Origin of the sequence: Lentzea tibetensis (assembly GCF_007845675.1) — a bacterium.
Taxonomy (GTDB): domain Bacteria; phylum Actinomycetota; class Actinomycetes; order Mycobacteriales; family Pseudonocardiaceae; genus Lentzea; species Lentzea tibetensis.
Genome location: NZ_VOBR01000001.1, coordinates 407,617 through 424,896, shown reverse-complemented (window position 1 = coordinate 424,896; position 17,280 = coordinate 407,617). Strand labels below are relative to the sequence as shown.

The following is a 17,280-nucleotide window of genomic DNA, read 5'->3' as shown; positions in this document are numbered from 1 at the left end:
GGCTGTCCGCCGGAACGCCAACGCGTCGCGCACGGTCATCTCAGCGTCATGCTGATGACGACGGTCAGCCCCGCCCGGCAGAGTGGCTGACGACGTGACCCGCGGGGGATACCAGGCTGGCTCCGACATCTCAGTGTTCTGGGTGAGCGTCGCAGTCGCCAGCGCGGCGAGGACTGCGCGGGCGACAGAAGCGGCAAATGATTCCACTTGACATGGCTAAGAAGATGCTCGCGTATCTGCGATGCGCAGAGTTTGCAAGCTACAAATATCCCAAGAGGGGTCGAAGGCCCCTAGTGTGGCGGCGACCTGGTGGCGCCAACTTAATTGTTAGACGTCGGCGATTGAGGAAGCAGTTCTCGCGATCGCAGTTGTCCGACTGTTGGCACCGCCTGGCCTGATTCGGTGTGAAAGGCTTGTGCTGTCTGCCTGTCAATCGATGTCACCATTTTGTGCGTCAATGCAGCTTCTGAGGAGTAAGGATCATGCTGAACTGGCCAGGTAGACCTCTCAGCTCGGACACTACGAGGCGACTCCTTGCGCCGGGATTCGCGACCGTGCTCGTCGTCGCTGCACTCGCCGCATCGTCGATATTAGCCGCTCGGCCGGCGCGAGGGGCTGGCACCTCGGACGACCATGCGGGTAGTCCGACCCGGTGGACGTCGCAGCCTCCTCTCCTGAGAGCCCGAGTCGGCCTGGGAGTGGCCACGGTGGGCGGCCAAATTCTCGCCATCGGCGGGTTCGATGCCGGGGACCCTTTGGTCGACGTAGTCGAAGCCCGGCGCAGGACCGGCATCGGGACGTGGCGTGATCTAGCAGCACCCATGCCGACTCCGCGCGCCAACCACGCCACTGCCGAGGTAGGAGGGCTCGTCTACGCGGTCAGTGGGTTCGATCGGACGAACACAGTGGTGAACGTCGTGGAGGTGTTCCACCCGAGGTCAGGTCGTTGGACGAACGGCGTGCCACTTCCCCGGCCACGCGCTGCGGCCGGTGTAGCCGCCCTGGGTGGCTTGCTCTACGTGGCCGGTGGTGGGGTCCTGCTGGCGAACGGCGAAGACGAACTCGCCAACTCGATGATCGTTTACGATCCCAGAAGACGCGTCTGGAGGTCGGCCGCCCCGATGCCCACGGCTCGTGATCGGCACAGACTGGTCGCGTCGGGAGGCTATCTGTACGCCATCGGAGGTCGGGACGAACGCAATCAGACTCTGACCACGGTGGAGCGCTACGACCCCAGGTCCGACAGTTGGCGCACTATGAACCCGATGCGCGAGTCCCGTTACCTGCCCTGTGTCGTCGAGACCGTGGTCGGCAACCAACGTGTTGTCCTCGCCGTCGGCGGTATCGAGCACAACGCGGACGGCGAAATCGTCAAGGTCAGACGTACCTCCGAGGTCTTCAATCTCCACACCGGCCGGTGGACGCTGCTGGATGTCCTGCTGCCGGTCGGGCGAGTTTCACATGACTGCGCCGTCCAACCGAACGGCACGGTTCTCGCGATCGGCGGCGGTAGTCCTGTCGGCGGCACACCCAGATACCTGGCGGATGTAGATGCCTTGTCCCTCAAACCCCGCGATCTCCGGTAGCAGTGGTTGGCAAGTTCGAGGTGTATCGGGATAAGCAGGGGAAGTTCCGTTTCCGGTTCAAGGCAGGGAACGGTGAGATCGTTGCGACTGGCGAGGCCTACGAGACGAAGGCTGCGGCGATCAAGGGCACTGAGGCGGTTAAGGGGCGGCTGAGGGCGCCACGTTGGTTGATCAGACCGCCTGACGTCGGCTCCGGTGTCGTCGCCTACAGACGCCGTGGTGCTAGTACCCCGAGGCAACGCTGTGTTGGCGATCCGTGCACCGAGGCGAAGACGTCAGCTCAGTGGCTTGTGGTCGAGGGCATCGAGTTGCTGTTGGACGCGGTCGGCCTCGTCGGCGCGTTGTTGTGCTCGGTAAAGCTCCAGTGCCTCCTGCCACGCCGACCGCGCCTGGTCGTGCAGGTCGAGGGCGTGGTGGATGTCGCCGAGGTGGTTCAGCGTGTCGGCCGCGTAGTAGGTCTCGCTGAGATCCCGATACAGGGTGAGAGCGTGCTCGTAGTGGCTCAAGGCCGTGGTGTGGTGGCCGGTTTGGTGGGCGATGTAGCCCAGGCTGTCCAGCGTGGCGGCTTCGACTTCGTGATGCAGGCGGTGGGTGCGAGCCACGTCCAGCGCGGCTTCGCAGTGGGCGCGGGCGGGCTCGTAGTCGCCCTGCCGCGCCTGCATCCAGCCCACCGCGTTGAGCGCAATAGCGTGCCACACCGGCTGATCCAGCCCTTGGAACAGGTGCAGGGCGCGGACAGCATGGTGCAGTGCTCTTTGGTCCTGTTCTTGCTCCTCCCAAACCCTGGCGATCACGTGGTGGGTATGGGCTTGGGCCAGACGGTCGTCGATGTGCTCGGCCAGCTCCAGCGCTCGGGTCAGGTTCTCCACCGCCTCGTCGTGCTGTCCGGTGTAGAGGCTGATGCCGCCGAGGAGACGGTGAGCCAGAACGCAGGTCGTGGCGTCGCCGAGGAATTCGGCGGCCGCAAGCCCGGCTCGCCACATCGCGCGTCTGTTGTGGGGCTGCCCCTGTCGGTTGTGGAACGTGTCCAGAGCCCAGGCGAGTTGCCACACAGCCGTGTGCATGCCCTGTTCGACGGCAAGGCGTTGAGCAGCCAGCAGGTTGGGGTGCTCGGCCGTGAGCCACGCCGTCGCGGCGTCCTGGTCGGCCAACAGACGGGGGTGGTAGTCCTGGCAGGGAGGGGCGAGTTCGATCGACTGGCGATGTGGGTCCAGGAGGCGGTCGGCGGCAAACGCGGTGTGCAGGTAGAAGTCCGTCACCCTGCGCAGTGCCGCATCCCGCTGCCCACCGGTGAGGTCGTGGGCCGAGTGGTCGGTGGCGTAGCGGCGGATCAGGTCGTGCATCGTGTACCGGCCATGTGCGTCGCGGCCGAGCAGCGAGGCTTCTTCCAGGCCCCGCAGCACCTTCCCGATCAGCGCCGGGGGTAGGCCGGTGAGGCTGGCGGCGGCGGGCAGGCTGATGTCCGGGCCGGGGGCGATGCCGAGCAGCCCGAACACAACCTGTTGCTCGGTGGTCAATGCTCGGTAGGACCAGGACAACACCGTGGGAAGATCGGTGGCGGGGTCGTCGTCCTCCAATGCACCCAAGCCCAAGTCGCGTAGTTCCGCGGCGAAGACAGCCAACGGGGCTCGAGGGTGAGTGAGGGCGCGGCCGGCGATGATGCCCAGCGCCAGCGGGAATCCGCCGCACAAGTCGACCAGCTGGGCTACCGCCTCTGGTTCGGCTGTCACCCGCGCTGTCCCGAGCCGCTGGGTCAGCAGGGTGCGGGCCTCGTCGCTGCTGAGCGTGTCGAGGGTCAGGTGGTGTGCGCCGTGCCGGGTAACCAGACCGGTCAGGGTTCTGCGGCTGGTCACCACGACCGTGCACGCGTCTCCGCCCGGCAGCAGCGGCATGACCTGTTCGGCGTGGGCGGCGTTGTCCAGCACGATCAGCATCCGCTTGTCCGCGACCAGGCTGCGGAACAACCCGGCCTGCGCCTGCGGCTCGACCGGGATCCGGCCAGGCTCCACGCCCAGAGCGTCGAGGAACCCGCGCACCACCACTGTCGGTGCCATCGGCTCGCTGTCCGGGCTGAAGCCGCGCAGGTCCACGAACAATTGCCCGTCCGGGAACTGAACGCGCTGTTTGTGCGCCCAGTGCACCGCCAGCCACGTCTTGCCGATACCACCGGCGCCGGCGATCGCGGAGATCACCACCATTCGGCCTTGTCTCGCCGTGTCCAGGGTGGCGGTCAGGGCGGCGAGGTCGGTATCACGGCCGGTGAAGTGCGGTGGTGCGGCGGGCAACTGCCGGGCGACAACCACCGGCTCGACCACTTGGCTGCCGGGTGGAGCGGACAACGTGGGGTCGGCAGCGAGGATCCGCTGGTGCAGCTCCTGCAGCGGGGCACCGGGGTCGGCCCCCAGTTCCTCGACCAGCCTTTCGCGTAACCGCTGGTAATGCTCCAAGGCATCCGCTGATCGCCCGGCCCGGTACAGGGCAAGCAGGTACTGCCCGGCCGCCCGCTCGTCCAACGGGTACTGGGCGGTGCGCACCGACAGTTCTGCCACCAACTCCTCGCCGTGGCCGACGCGCAGCCGGGCGTCGACCAGGTCGTGACCGGCGGCCAGCACTTCCTGCCGCATCCGGTCGCGTTCGGCATGTACCCACTCCCCGCTCAAGCCGGTCAGCGGCTCCCCGCGCCACAACGCCAGCGCCTCGGTCAGCAACGCAACCCGTTGCCTGTCGTCGTCGGTGCCGCGGGCGCGAGCGCACAGGTCGTGAAACCGGTGCAGATCCACCGCATGGACCTCCTGGTCCACAACCAAGGCGTAGCCGCCTGAGCGCAGGACGATTTCCACGCCGTCTGCGGCCGGTAGGACTTGCCGCAGCCGCGAGATGTGGCTGTGCAACGTCGCCCGCCCCCGCCGCGGCGTGTCCGCACCCCACACCCGCTGCATCAGCCGTTCCGCCGGTACCACCCGGCCGACGTCCACCGCCAACGCCGCCAACACACACCGCTGCCGGGGCGTCCCCAACTCCACCGCCCGCCCATCCACGTGCGCGGTCACCTCACCCAGCAGACCCAATTCCACTGCCATACCCGCCCCCGCTGGCCACCGCCCTGCCAAGAGGACAGGGCGGGATAGCGGGTTGACCAGCGCGATGCAGAAACCTCGCAAGAGATTCACACGAACGGCCGCGCACCATACGAATCGAGGTGGCGGCCCGATGAACTACAGGGGGCGGGCCGCCGCCTCACCTCAAGACGATCCACCGGCGGCCGCCTGTGAACTCGGTATCCATCCGACTCGACAAGGACTGTGATGAAACACGGATTTGCTTTGCCCACTGGAATCTTGCTGACCATCATCACTTGTGGCGGTGCTGCCAGCGCCGAGTCGCCTGCTGGGCGGCTGGAGAGGTCAGCCTCCAAGGTCGCATCGACTGCCGCCCCGTCCTACGTAGTAGGTGCTGCGTCGAGGAGTTCCACGGGAGCGTTGCCCTGTTCGGCCTTCCGCGATTCGACGTACCGTTGGGCCGCGACAAGTCGTTGCTACTGGGAGCCGACTTGGAATCATCGTGCCTGGATCAGGTGCGAGTACAAGGAAGGCTCTGCCACCAAGACCGGAACCTTCTACGGTCCATGGCGCGGCACCACGTCGGAGTCAACGGCGATCTGCCCGGCCTCCACGAAACGAGTGCTGGCGCTCGACGTCGAGCAGGGCTACTTCGACTGAGCCTCCTTCATCGTGACACCGCAGTTCACGGCGTATGTGGAGTACCGGGCGTGACAAGAAGTCATGCCCGGCTCCGGTCGCCGACTGATCGTCCGGACCGCCACTTCCGGCGCCTATGTGGCGTACTTGTTTCCGACTACGGCGACCGTGGCGGCCAGTTCGTCCTGTTGTTCCGCGATGCGGCGCTGCTCATCATTCAAGTGGCGCCGCAGGTCGCTGACGAGTTCGACATTCGCGACGGCGTGCTCGTGGGCTTCAGCATTGTTCAGCACATGAGTGTTGACGTCGCAGTGGATCACCTCGTGGTACTGCGCTCTCGCATGCGCAGTACCAAAACCTGCCCGTATCTAGAACACAATAGACTGTCCACTGTGGCTTGATCAGGTCGTCTACAGGCCGTCAGAGAAAATCGCAACGGGACGCAATGCGACGTGATGGGCCTGACCTGCGGAAACGGGCATGCGGAGGCCGGTCGTGGAAGCAGCTCCGCGACCGGCCGAAATCGCCCGACTTACTGGTTGGCCCACCAGTTCTGGCCGGTCTCGCCGAGCGTGGAGATCGGGTCGTAGTAGGGGTACTGGCGGTCCAGGGCCTCGGGGTCCTCGAGCTCGATCCCGGTCCGGTAGTTCTTGGTCCAGTACGAAATGCCCAGCTCACGGTCGTACGACGCGAGTTGGTGCACCCAGCGCTTCCCGACGTAGGGCACGTCGCACACGATGCGCGGCGTCGCGTACCCAGGCAGGTAGCCCATGATCGCGTGCTGGAGTTCCTGTGCCTCCCAGACCGCGACGCGCCAGTGTTCGGCGTTGGGGATCATGTCGCACATGTAGAAGTAGTACGGCAGGATGTTCGCTTCCCGCGTACGCCGACTTCGAGTGCGGTGCGCGCGGCCTCGGCGACGAGGGGTGTGACGGACTGGGCGTGGTTGACGTGGGTGTGGATCGCGAGGTTGACGCCGCGGCGTGAGGCGGTGCGGGCGACGCGCTCCAGGCCCTCGACGACGCGGGGCTGGAGCCAGTGCTGGGGGAGGCCGGCGAGTGCCTTGGTGGCGAGGCGGATGTCGCGGACGGTGTCGATGTCCAGCAGGCGCATGAGGAACGACTCGAGTTGCGGCCACGGCACGTTGGCGACGTCGCCGCCGGAGACGACGACGTCGCGGACGCCGGGTGTGCGCTTCAGGTAGTCGATCATCTGGTCCTGGCGGTCGACCGGTTTCAGCGACAGCTTGTGCTTGTCGATCAGCGGCGTCGAGTTGCCGACGAGGTCATGCGGGTGCAATGGCCGCAGCACCGCGGGCAGGAGTGATCAACCGAGGCTGCCGTGACGAAGGTCAAAGGTCACGCGCAGGCGGTGAGCGGGCTGACGCGGCCGGCTTCGACTGCGACGGCTCGCAGGCTCTTGCGGCAGGCTGCGATCAGCCGGGAGGTGGCAGCGCTGCCACCTCCGCCGCACCGGCGGCACATCATGGCGACGTCGCGAGACAACTCGTCGACAACGACGCCCAGTTCGGTGGAGCAGTCGCGGCACCAGCGGTGGCGGGTGATCTGGTTGATGTGCAAGGGGGAGGAGACGCACTGGTGGATCCACCGGCCGTGGACGTGGCAGGTGAGCCGGTCGTCGGGGTCCAGCAGGCCGACGTCCTCTGCGCGGTCTTCGGTGACCAGGCGGTCCGCGAGCGTTGCGTTCATGACGTCCCCTCCAGCTTGTTCTTCCTTCTACTGAGACGTCGAAGCGGGAACCCGCGAATCGACAACGTCGCCGGGGGAATTCTGCAGAAGAAGATGTTCGCGTCGTCGGCACTTTCGGCCCGTTGAAGCGCGAAGACGGCACCGCCGAGGCCGAGGCGGGCAGCATCGATCCGGGCTCGGTCACCGACGTCACCGGCGGCGGCTACGGCGAGCTGGACAGGGAGAAGGTGGCCGGTCTCGCGCCGGACCTGCTGGTGAGCGGCAAGTACGCCGAGTTCGCTGTCCTGTGGCACCTCACCGACGAGCAGGAGAAGGCCGTGCGGCACATCGTGCCGACGGTCGGCGTCCTGCAGTCCGGCAAGGCGCTGCCGGAGACCATCTCCCGCTATCGCGACGTGGCCCGCGCACTTGGTGGTGACGTCGACTCGGCGCGCGTGAAGGCAGACGAGGAGGCGTTCGCCAAGGCGTCCGGCCGCATTCGGGACATCGGTGCGAAGCTCAAGTCGCAGGGACGCTCGGTGCTCGCGGTCCGGCGGGACCACGCAGGGCTACTTCGTCGCGGTGCCCATGCGCGCGCCCGACCTCGACTGCTACGTCAGCCTCGGCCTGCCGATCACCACGCGCGCGAACCCGGACACCGAGGGTTACTTCGAGCGGCTGTCCTGGGAGAACGCCGGCCTCTACAGTCCGGACATCATCATGTGGGACACCCGGCGCGCGTCCAACAAGCCCGCCGAGATGAAGCAGCACCCCGTGTTCGCGGCACTGCCCGCGGCGGGGGACCGGTTCGCCGAGTGGGACGCCGTCGCGCCCATGAGCTGCGCCGGCTACGCGAAGATCATGAACAAGCTGGCCGACCAGCTGGAGGTCGCGCTCACCCGCGTCCGATGAACGGCATGGTCGTGGCCATGACGGTCATGAACTGCACGTTGGCGTTGAGCGGAAGCCCGGCCATGTAGCGCACGGCGTCGGCGACGTTTTGCACGTCCATGGTCGGCTCGGGCGCCTTGGTGCCGTTGGCCTGCATGACGCCCTGGCTCATCCGCTCGGTCATGGGCGTCGCGGCGTTGCCGATGTCGATCTGGCCGCACGCGATGCCGTACCGGCGGCCCTCGAGCGACAGGGACTTCGTGATGCCGGTGACGGCGTGCTTGGTCGCGTTGTAGGCGATCGCGTTCGGGCGCGGCGTGGTCGCGGAGATCGAGCCGTTGTTGATGATGCGGCCGCCCTGCGGGTCCTGGTCGCGCATGACCCGGAACGCCTCGCGGGCACACAGGAACACGCCGGTCAGGTTGGTGTCGACGACCTTCGTCCACTGCTCGACGGTGAAGTCCTCGACCGGCGTCGCGGGGACGTTCGTTCCCGCGTTGTTGAACAGCACGTCGATCCGGCCCCACTCGGCCAGCGTGGCGTCGAAGAGCGCCTTCACCGACGCCTCGTCGGTGACGTCCGTCGGGACCACGAGGACGCCGTCGCCCTTCGCCGTCTCCTCGAGCGTCTCGCGCCGTCGTCCAGCCAGCGCGACCCGGTATCCCGCGTAGAGCAGCGTCTCCGCCACCGCGCGTCCGACGCCCGAGCCCGCACCCGTCACCACCGCCACACCAGTCACGCCGGGCAGCCTACTGGGTCGGTTCTAGGCAAAACCCAGACTTCTTGAAACTGACAATCGTTTTCGTTAGGGTCCTCGGTACACCTACTGGGAGGACCTCTGATGAACCACGCCCTGACCCGCCGCGGCTTCCTCGCGTTGTCGGGTGCCGCCCTGTTGTCGGGGTGCGCTTCGCCGGACAAGGGGCAGGGCGGCGTGTTCCGCGCGGTCTTCGCAGGCGGCGGCGCGAAGGAGACGCTCGACCCGCACGCGCAGAACCTGTACGTCGACCAGGCCAGGCACAAGGCGATGTTCGACAAGCTCTTCGAGCTGGGTGACGACCTCGCGCCCGTGCCGCGGCTCGCGTCGGACTTCGAGTCCACTTCGGACGCGACGGTGTGGCGAATTCGGCTGCGTGAGGCGCTGTTCCACGACGGCGCGACGCTCACCGCGGACGACGTGCTGTTCAGCCTGGCGCGCGTGCTGGATCCGGCGGTGCCCGGCCGCATCGGCCGCGCGTCGCTGTCCGTCCTCGACCTCGGCCGGTGCCGGGCCGTCGATCCCCGCACGGTCGAACTGGTGACCTCGCGACCCGCAGCGGAACTGCCCGCGCTGCTCGCCGTGGCAGGCACCGCCGTCGTCCGCGCGGGTTTCGACCCCGGCTCCCCGGTCGGCACCGGCCCGTTCCGCTTCGGGTCGTTCACGCCCGGCCGCGAGCTCGTCGCGCGCCGGTTCGCCGAGCACTGGGAGGGCGCGCCCCTGGTCGACGAGCTGCACGTGCTGTCGGCCGACACCGACGCGCGCGGCAACGCGGTGCGCGGCGGCCAGGCCGACTACGCCCACGACATGACCCCGACGTTCGCGCGTGCGGCCGGGTCCGTGCAGATCATCGAGACACCCGGCTGCACGACTCACGCCATCGCGGTGAAGACCGACCAGGTCGCGCCGGACGTGATCCGCGCGCTCAAGCTGCTCGCCGACCGGCAGCGCATGGTCGACGTGGTGCTCGCCGGGCGCGGCGTGGTCGGCAACGACCTGTTCGGGAAGGGCTACCGCTACTACCCGGACCTGCCGCAACGCCCGCGCGACGTCGACGAGGCGCGCTCCCTGCTGCGCAAGGCGGGCGCGCTCAACACGCCGCTGGAGCTCTACACCTCGTCCGCCTCACCGGGTTTCGTCGAGGCCGCGACCCTCTTCGCCGAGCAGGCGGGCGAGGCCGGACTGCGGGTCGACGTGGTGAACGGGCCCGCCGAGACGTACTTCAAGGACCAGCTGACGACCGGTGCGCTCGGCAGTCACCGCTCGGGCGCCATGCCCATCCCCGAGTACCTGACGCAACGCCTGCTGTCGTCGTCCGCCTTCAACGCGACGGCGTGGAAGCGCCCCGACTTCGACGCCGCGTTCGCCGCGGCCTCGGCCGTGGTCGACCCGTCGACGCGGACGGCTCAGTACGGCGCACTGCAACGCATCCTGCACGACGAGGGCGGCCTGATCGCGTGGGGCCACCCGAACTGGATCAACGCGGTGGCGCCGTCGGTGCGCGGTGTCGTGCCCGCGCCGCCGAACACCCTGAACTGGGCCCGCTTCGACCGCGTGTCGTTCGCCTGATGTACGTGGTTCGGCGCCTGGCGCTGGGTTTCGTGCAACTGGCCGTGCTCGCGGTGCTGGTGTTCGCGCTGACCGGCCTGCTCCCCGGCGACGCGGCCGACGTCCGGTTCGCCGAGCACGCGTCCGCGGCCGAGGTGTCCGCCCTTCGTGCGCGGTTGGGCCTCGACGCACCACCCGTCGAGCGCTTCGCGGCGTGGCTGGGCGGGGTTGTGCGCGGCGACCTGGGGACGTCACTGGTGAGCGGACGACCCGTCACGTCCGTCATCGGGACCAGCGTCGGCATGACCGCGTTGCTGACGCTGTCCACGCTCCTGGTGGTCATCCCGCTCGCGGTGACGCTGGGCGGCGTGGCGGGCGCGCGGGCAGGCGGTCGCTGGGACCGGCTGATCACCGTGGTGACCGTCGGGCTGAGCGCGATCCCGGACTTCGTGCTCGCGGTGGTCCTGATCGCCGTGTTCTCGCTGTGGCTGGACTGGCTGCCCGCGACCTGGATGTCCGCGTCGCCCGCGGTGCTGGTGCTGCCGGTGCTCGTGCTGCTCGGCCGGTCGGTGTGCCTGCTGTCGCGCCAGGTCCGCGCCGGGATGGTGGCCACCGCGTCCGCCGACTACGTGGTCCAAGCCCGCCGCTTCGGGGTGCGGCCGGTTCCGTTGCTGCTGCGGCACATCCTGCCGAACGCCGCCGTCCCCGCGGTGCAGGAGCTGGCCCGCACCGGCGACGCGCTGCTCGGTGGGGTGCTGGTGGTCGAGGCGCTGTTCGCGATACCCGGCCTGGCCACCGAGCTCGTGGCGGCGGTGCGGTCGCGTGACGTGCCCGTCGTGCAGGGCATCACCCTGTTCTTGGCGGTGGCGGCGCTGCTGATCAACCTGGTCGCCGATCTCGTCTGCGACCGGCTCGTGCCCCGCAGGCAGGTGGCCCGATGATCCGCGAGCCTAAGCCGTCTGAGGCGACGGAGGCGACGGAACTGTCGGTGGTGCCGAGTAGGCTCGATTCGGGGGGTGCTCCTGCCCGAGCGGGAGATCACGACCCCCCGAATCCGAGCCTAGCGGCGACCCCTGACAAGTATGGGCTCCGGAGTGCAGCTCAACCGGCAGTGCGCCTTGGCGCCGTGCTCGCATGGCTGCTGCTGACAGTCCCGGTGTGCGTCGCCGTTTTCGGTCCAGCCGTAGCAACAAACCTGCACCCACCACCGGGCCCGCCCTACGCGGCCGACGGCCTGCTCGGTACCGACGGCCTCGGCCGCGACGTGCTCACCCAACTCCTGCGAGGCGGCGGCACGCTCGGCGTGGCGGTGGGCGCGGTCGCGCTGGCATACCTGGTGGGCGGCGCGATCGGGCTCGCGGCGGCGTCCAACCGCGTCCTCGACGAGGTGCTGATGCGACCGCTGGACGTGCTGCTCCCGATGCCCTCCCTCCTGGTGATCAGCGTGGTCGTCGTGTGGCGTCCCGAAGCGGTCGTGCTGGCGGTGGCGGTGCTGAACGTGCCGACCGTCGCGCGGCTGGTGCGCGCCGCGGCGCTCGACGCCGCCAGCAGTCCGGTGGTCGAAGCCATGTGGCTGCAGGGGGAGTCGCTGGCGCGAGTCGGATTCATCGGCCGGAGCGTGCTCGGACCGCTCAAGGCGGACGTGGGCACGCGGGTGGCGCTGGCGGTGTTCCTGGTGGCGTCGGCCAACTTCCTCGGGCTCGGGCTCAGCCCGGCGGCGGCGGACTGGGCGGTCGCCATCTCGCACAACCGCCAGGGTCTGTTGTTGCAGTCGTGGGCGGTGCTCGCGCCGGCTGGGATGATCGTCGCGTTCACGCTCGGGCTCAGCCTGCTCGCCGATCGGCGGACCCGGTGATCCCCGCACCGGGGACGGTGACCGCGTTGGTGGGGCCGTCCGGCAGCGGTAAGACGACCGCCGCGCTGAGACTCGTGGACGCCACCGACGCCAGGATCGGTTACCTGCCACAACATCCGGGTTCGGTGCTCAACCCCGCGCGCCGCGTCGGGGTGACGCTCCGGGAGCTCGAACGGCTCCACGGTGGTGATGCGGCCGAGGCGCTCGCCAGGGTGCAGCTGCCGCTGGATCGCGAGCAGCTCCGGAGGTTCCCGCACCAGTTCTCCGGCGGGCAACGGCAACGCATCGCGTTGGCCCAGGTCCTCACCACGCGGCCAGAAGTACTGGTGCTCGACGAACCCAGCACCGGTCTCGACCCGGCCAACCGCAAGCGGCTCGCCGACGAGCTCGGTGAGCTGGTGCAGGACGGGCTCGCGATCCTGTTGCTCAGCCACGACCTCGAGCTCGTGCACGCGCTGGCGGATCACGTCATCGTGCTGCGCGACGGGACGGTCGAGCGAGAGGGGCCGCCGAGCATCCTCGAACCGCGCCACGTCCCGCGCACGACCAGGCCGAAGCCGGGACCCGAGCTGCTGGTCGTCGACGGAGTGGGCACCGCGTACTCGCCCGAGGTCGACTTCGTGCTGCCGGAACGCGGCAGGGTCGGCGTCATCGGACCGTCCGGCAGCGGCAAGACCACGCTCGCCCGGTGCATCGCGGGCCTGCACGAGCGCTACCGCGGCACCATCCGGCTCGGCGACGACGTCCTCACGCGCCAGCGCTCCCCCTTGCAGCGCAAGAGGGTCCAGTACGTGTGGCAGGAGGTGCACGCGTCGTTCGACCCGCGCCGCATCGTGCTGGACCAGGTCGCGCGCACCGCGGTCAGGCTGTGCGGCGCACCCGAGTCGCAAGCTCGACGACAAGCGGTGAACACGCTCGAACGCCTCGGCGTCGCCGCGGACACCGCGAGCAGAAGGCCGCGCGAGGTGTCGGGCGGTGAGCTGCAACGGGCGGCGCTCGCGCGGGCCCTGCTCGCCGGACCGGACGTGCTCGTGTGCGACGAGATCACGACCGCGCTCGATGACGAGGCGACGGAGCTGGTGTTGCGCACGCTGTCCGAAATGGACAGCGCGCTGGTGTGGATCAGTCATGACCTGGACGTGGTCGCCGCCGTGGCGGACCACGTGGTCGTTCTGGAGGAACAGTGACAACAAGGACAGGGACAACAACTTTGCACCGGCACGTGGCCGACGCGGCCAAGGAGCCAGATCTGATCGAGCTGCGGCCGGGACTGGTGTGCCTGCGGTTCGAGATCATGAAGATCTACTCGGCGCTCGGGGCGGTGCGGCACCTGCTCGACACCGGCACCGTCGAGCCGGGTGACACGCTCGTCGACAGCTCCAGCGGCATCTACGCGCACGCACTCGCGTTGGCGTGCCACCGCTACGGACTGCGTTGCCACATCGTGGGTTCCACGACCGTGGACCGCACGCTGAAGGTCCAGCTGGAGATCCTCGGCGCGACGCTGGAGCAGATGCCGCCGTCCGAGAACCTCGGGCTCGACCAGAATCGGCGGGTGCGCCGGATCGAGGAGATCCTGCGCGAGAACCCGCGCTACCACTGGATGCGCCAGTACCACGACAGCGTCCACTACCTCGGCTACCACGAGGTCGCGCGGCAGCTGGGCGCGATGATCCCGCTGGGGCCGCTGACGATCGTCGGCGGCGTCGGCACCGGTGCGTCGACCGGGTCGATCGCGTCCTACCTGCGCGAGCACGACCGGGACGTCGAACTCGTTGGCGTGCAACCGTTCGGCAGCGTCACGTTCGGTGCCGAGCACACCAGCGACCCGGAGATGATCATCGCCGGGATCGGGTCGTCGATCGAGTTCCGCAACGTCCGGCACGCGTGCTACGACCGGCTGCACTGGGTGTCCTACGGCCACGCCACCGCCGGTGCGGTCGACCTGCTGCGCACCAGCGGCGTGTTCGCCGGGCTGTCGGCGGGCGCCTCGTACCTGGCCGCGCTGTGGGAGCGGGAACTGGACCGCGACCGCACGTACGTCGTGATCGCCGCCGACACCGGCCACCGGTACGTCGACGCGTTCGCGAAGCACACCACCACCGAGATCGGCGACCTCAGGCCGGCGAAGGCCGCGTCCCAGGACGAGATCGCACTGCCGTGGACCGTGATGGACTGGTGCCGAGGGGAGCACACCGATGCCCGCGACTGTGGCTGAGCTGATGGAATCGGTCACCGCTGACGACGTGGTGACCAGCGCGTTCTGGCTGCACAACACGACCAGGCTGGCGGGGGCGGACGTCACCTACCGCAACCACTACGCGGTCGTGCGCCTGGGAACGTCGTTCGGCGCCTGCGCGTTCGAGGACGGCCAGCTCGATCCGGACGTGTGCGCAAGCATCTCCGGCCGGACCGTCACCGATCTCCTGCGCACCGCGCCGCTCCCGGTGCGCGTCGCTGTGCTGGACGCGCAACTCGCCGAGCGCGCACCGCACCGCGAGTCGGCCGCCGACCACGTCTACTTGCCCGTCGGCACACCCGAGGAGAGGGCCGCCGCGCGGGACGAGGCCATCGCCGGGTTGCTGGGTGAGGAAAAACGCGTCGGCCTGATCGGTGTGGTCAACCCGCTCGTCGCCGCCATCGAGGCGCGCGGCGGCGAGTGCCTGCCGTGCGACCTGAACCTGAGGGAGACCGCGTGGGGCAAGGCGGTCACACCGGACATGCACGAGGTGCTCGACGTCGCCGACGCGATCGTCGCGACCGGCATGACGCTGAGCAACGGCAGCTTCGACACGATCCTCCGCCGATGCCGCGAACGCGAGATCCCGCTGGTGATCTACGCCCAGACGGGCAGCGCGGTGGCGAGGGAGTTCCTCGGCAGCGGCGTGACCGCACTGTGCGCGGAACCCTTCCCGTTCTCCCAGTTCAGCGCCGAACTCACCACCGTCTACTGCTACCGAAGTGAGACATGACCACCCTGACGACCCCGCCGGTTCCCAGCGACCTGCGCATGGTGCGCGCGCTGGGACCCGTCCTCCCCGCCGCGGCCGTGAGCTCGCTGCCGTTCACCGTCTTCAACACGTTCCTCGTGCAGATCGCCGCGGCCGCGGGTGCCGGTGTCGCCGCGCTCGGCAGCCTGCGCGGACTCGGCGGCCTGGCCGCGCTGGCCGTCGGCGTGGCGCTGGCCCCGTTGATCGACCGCGTCCCGAAGCACCTCGCGGCGGCGGGCAGCCTGACCCTGCTCGGACTGTCCGCACTGCTCGGTGCGAGCGGCGACTTCTTCGCGCTGGCCGGGTTCTGCCTGCTCGTCGGGGCGGCAACGGCCGTGCTGAACCCGGCGCTCTCGGCCGCTGCGGCTGACCGGTTCGGTGACGGCCCGGCCGCCGCGCGGGCCGCGACGCTGGTCTCGGCGACCCAGTCGCTCGCCGCGATGCTCGCCGCACCGGTCATCGCACTGCCCGCGCTGTTCTGGGGCTGGCAGGGCGACCTCGTCGCGGTCACCGCGATCGCGCTGCTGATCGCGGTGTTCTTCCTGCGCCGCGAGGTTGATCCGGTGCGCAGCCAGAAGATCGGCTACCTGAAGACGTTCCGCAGGCTTCGTGACGTTCCCGGCGCGCTGCCGCTGCTCGCCGTCGCGATGCTGCGCACCACGGCGTTCATGGGCTACCTGTCCTACCTCGCCGCGTTCTGCGCCGACCGGTTCCACCTCCAGCCGGCGGCCTTCGCGATCGTGTGGTCCGTCTCCGGCGGCGCGTTCTTCGTCGGCAACCTCCTCGCCGGCCGCTACACGAACACGAACGGCAACCCCGAGAAGGTCCTGATCGGAGCGATCGCCGCCGCGCTGGCCGCCATGATCGCCTTCTACACCACGCACAGCCTCCCGATCGCCATCGCGATGATGGTCGTGCTCGGCGCCGGCCACGCCGCGGCGGCGGCCTGCGTCGTCAGCCTGGTCGTGCGCCGGTGCGGGCTCTTGCGCGGCGCGGCGCTGGCGCTGAACGGCGCGGGCATGAGCCTCGGCGTGTTCGCGGGCGCCGCGCTCGGCGGTCTCGGGCTCGCGCTGGGCGGATACGCCGGTGTGGCCGCGGCGCTGGGCGGGGCTACGGCACTGGCACTGGTGTTCGCGTGGCGCGTCCGGCGATGAGGCCGACGGCGACCGCGACGAACTGGCAGGCCACGACGACCAGCACGACCACGTCCGGCCCGAGCGGCAGCAGCGGACCGGCGAGCAGCGCGCCCAGCGAGAACGCGCCGATCTTCAGGCTCGCCCCTGTCGTGGACACCTGGCCCAGCAGGTCCGGCGGGCTGTAGCGCTGCCTGGCGGTGATCAACGAGGTCAGTGTCGGACCCTGCACCAGCCCGGTCAGCAGCGCGAACGCGAACAGCCAGCCGATGTTCCCGGCGAACGCCCACGGCACGAGCGCGACCCCGTACAGGGCGATCGTCACGAACAGGATCCGCTCCGGCAGCCACCGCACCAGGTACGGCCGCAACGCCAGCACCGACAGGAGGCAGCCCAGGTCGAGCACGCCCATCAGCACACCGGCCAGGTTCCGGTCCGACCCGATCGACCCGATCAGCCACGGCAGCGACACGGTCAGCATCCCGAACCCGACGAAGCTGACCACGGACGTGACCGTGGCTGCGCGCAGCGGTGCCGTGCACACGAGGTGCCGCGTCCCGGCCCGCAGCGCACTCGCCAGCGACGCGTGCGACGACGCCGGCGCGGGTGCGAGCACGAGTCCGAGCGTGCACACGCCACCGATCGCACCGAGCGCGCACACCACGACCATCGCGAGCGAAGGAGACCAGGCGAACGCGATCGTGCCCGCCAGCGCGGGACCGGCGATCGCGGTCCCGCTGTACAGCATCGAGTCGTAGGCGGTCACCCGCGGCAGATCGACGCCCAGCCTGGGCAGCATGCTGGTGAACCCGCCGCTCGTCATCGGCAGCGTCAGTCCGGCGAGCAACGCCAGCAGCGGCATGCCGAACGGCGGCACGAAGATCAGCCCGAACGCCGCAACCGAGAGCACGAACTGGTTGCCGGCCAGCGCGACCAATGGCCGTTCGGTGCGGTCCAGCCACGCCCCGAGCACCGGGCCGGTGACGAGCGCGGGCAGCGTGTACCCGGCCGTGGTCAACGCGGTCAGCAACATGCTCTCCGTGCGGTCCGCGACGAGCAGGACCAGCGCGAACAGGACCATCTCGTCAGCGAGCCGGGCCAGTCCGGCTGAGCTCAGGTAGCGCCACACCCGGC

The 17,280-nt window shown here is 69.2% G+C and carries 14 protein-coding genes and 3 pseudogenes; 11 read left to right on the top strand and 6 right to left on the bottom strand.

The window, feature by feature from the left end; genetic code table 11:
* Positions 1-482 precede the first annotated feature (482 nt).
* Both FKR81_RS44815 and FKR81_RS44810 read left to right on the top strand, forming a co-directional pair.
* Positions 483-1,586 carry a Kelch repeat-containing protein gene (locus tag FKR81_RS44815; RefSeq protein ID WP_146349111.1) on the top strand — a complete coding sequence of 368 codons (1,104 nt, stop codon included), beginning with the start codon at positions 483-485 and terminating at the stop codon, positions 1,584-1,586.
* 2 nt (positions 1,587-1,588) lie between these two features.
* A pseudogene (locus tag FKR81_RS44810) lies at positions 1,589-1,675 on the top strand (YegP family protein); the annotation flags it as partial.
* Between the two features lie 186 nt (positions 1,676-1,861).
* On the opposite strand, the gene FKR81_RS01885 reads toward FKR81_RS44810, so the two are convergent.
* The 4 genes and pseudogenes from FKR81_RS01885 to FKR81_RS01870 form a co-directional block, all read right to left on the bottom strand.
* Positions 1,862-4,666, bottom strand: a complete 2,805-nt coding sequence (locus tag FKR81_RS01885) for an AfsR/SARP family transcriptional regulator (RefSeq protein ID WP_146349110.1) — start codon at positions 4,664-4,666, stop codon at positions 1,862-1,864.
* Positions 4,667-5,418: 752 nt separating this feature from the next.
* Positions 5,419-5,604, bottom strand: coding sequence for a hypothetical protein (locus tag FKR81_RS01880; protein WP_146349109.1), 186 nt, complete (start codon positions 5,602-5,604; stop codon positions 5,419-5,421).
* 212 nt (positions 5,605-5,816) lie between these two features.
* Positions 5,817-6,603 (bottom strand): annotated as a pseudogene (locus tag FKR81_RS01875) (lysine 2,3-aminomutase); the annotation flags it as partial.
* Between the two features lie 39 nt (positions 6,604-6,642).
* Complete coding sequence (locus tag FKR81_RS01870; RefSeq protein WP_146349108.1) at positions 6,643-6,993, bottom strand: hypothetical protein; 351 nt, start codon at positions 6,991-6,993, stop codon at positions 6,643-6,645.
* Positions 6,994-7,115: 122 nt separating this feature from the next.
* Here FKR81_RS01870 and FKR81_RS45545 point away from each other — a divergent pair.
* A pseudogene (locus FKR81_RS45545) lies at positions 7,116-7,466 on the top strand (ABC transporter substrate-binding protein); the annotation flags it as partial.
* A 94-nt stretch (positions 7,467-7,560) separates the two neighbouring features.
* On the top strand, positions 7,561-7,884 hold the full coding sequence (locus FKR81_RS45540) for an ABC transporter substrate-binding protein (protein ID WP_268891504.1): 324 nt from the start codon (positions 7,561-7,563) through the stop codon (positions 7,882-7,884).
* Here the strand turns inward: FKR81_RS45540 and FKR81_RS01860 are convergent.
* Positions 7,868-8,602: an SDR family oxidoreductase gene (locus FKR81_RS01860; RefSeq protein WP_146349107.1), complete on the bottom strand. Its 735-nt coding sequence runs from the start codon at positions 8,600-8,602 to the stop codon at positions 7,868-7,870. The genes FKR81_RS45540 and FKR81_RS01860 overlap by 17 nt on opposite strands.
* A 102-nt stretch (positions 8,603-8,704) precedes the next feature.
* On the opposite strand from FKR81_RS01860, the gene FKR81_RS01855 reads away from it, so the two are divergent.
* The 7 genes from FKR81_RS01855 (at position 8,705) to FKR81_RS01825 (ending at position 16,167) form a co-directional block, all read left to right on the top strand.
* Positions 8,705-10,189 (top strand): ABC transporter substrate-binding protein, encoded by a 1,485-nt coding sequence (locus tag FKR81_RS01855; RefSeq protein WP_146349106.1) that lies wholly within the window; start codon positions 8,705-8,707, stop codon positions 10,187-10,189.
* Complete coding sequence (locus tag FKR81_RS01850; RefSeq protein ID WP_146349105.1) at positions 10,189-11,109, top strand: ABC transporter permease; 921 nt, start codon at positions 10,189-10,191, stop codon at positions 11,107-11,109. Before FKR81_RS01855 ends, FKR81_RS01850 begins: the two co-directional genes overlap by 1 nt.
* Before the next feature lie 185 nt (positions 11,110-11,294).
* The gene (locus FKR81_RS01845) at positions 11,295-12,023 is read left to right on the top strand and encodes an ABC transporter permease (RefSeq protein ID WP_235921198.1); all 729 of its coding nucleotides are present in this window, start codon (positions 11,295-11,297) and stop codon (positions 12,021-12,023) included.
* A gap of 17 nt (positions 12,024-12,040) precedes the next feature.
* Complete coding sequence (locus tag FKR81_RS01840) at positions 12,041-13,210, top strand: ABC transporter ATP-binding protein (protein WP_235921196.1); 1,170 nt, start codon at positions 12,041-12,043, stop codon at positions 13,208-13,210.
* A 23-nt stretch (positions 13,211-13,233) separates the two neighbouring features.
* A complete protein-coding gene (locus FKR81_RS01835) occupies positions 13,234-14,241 on the top strand; it encodes a pyridoxal-phosphate dependent enzyme (RefSeq protein WP_146349102.1) in 1,008 nt (335 codons plus the stop codon).
* Positions 14,222-14,995 carry a Rossmann-like domain-containing protein gene (locus FKR81_RS01830; RefSeq protein WP_146349101.1) on the top strand — a complete coding sequence of 258 codons (774 nt, stop codon included), beginning with the start codon at positions 14,222-14,224 and terminating at the stop codon, positions 14,993-14,995. The genes FKR81_RS01835 and FKR81_RS01830 overlap by 20 nt, the downstream gene beginning before the upstream one ends.
* Positions 14,992-16,167 carry an MFS transporter gene (locus tag FKR81_RS01825; protein WP_235921195.1) on the top strand — a complete coding sequence of 392 codons (1,176 nt, stop codon included), beginning with the start codon at positions 14,992-14,994 and terminating at the stop codon, positions 16,165-16,167. The genes FKR81_RS01830 and FKR81_RS01825 overlap by 4 nt, the downstream gene beginning before the upstream one ends.
* Here FKR81_RS01825 and FKR81_RS01820 read toward each other — a convergent pair.
* Complete coding sequence (locus tag FKR81_RS01820) at positions 16,124-17,275, bottom strand: MFS transporter (RefSeq protein ID WP_146349100.1); 1,152 nt, start codon at positions 17,273-17,275, stop codon at positions 16,124-16,126. The two genes, FKR81_RS01825 and FKR81_RS01820, sit on opposite strands and share 44 nt — an antisense overlap.
* Positions 17,276-17,280 lie beyond the last annotated feature (5 nt).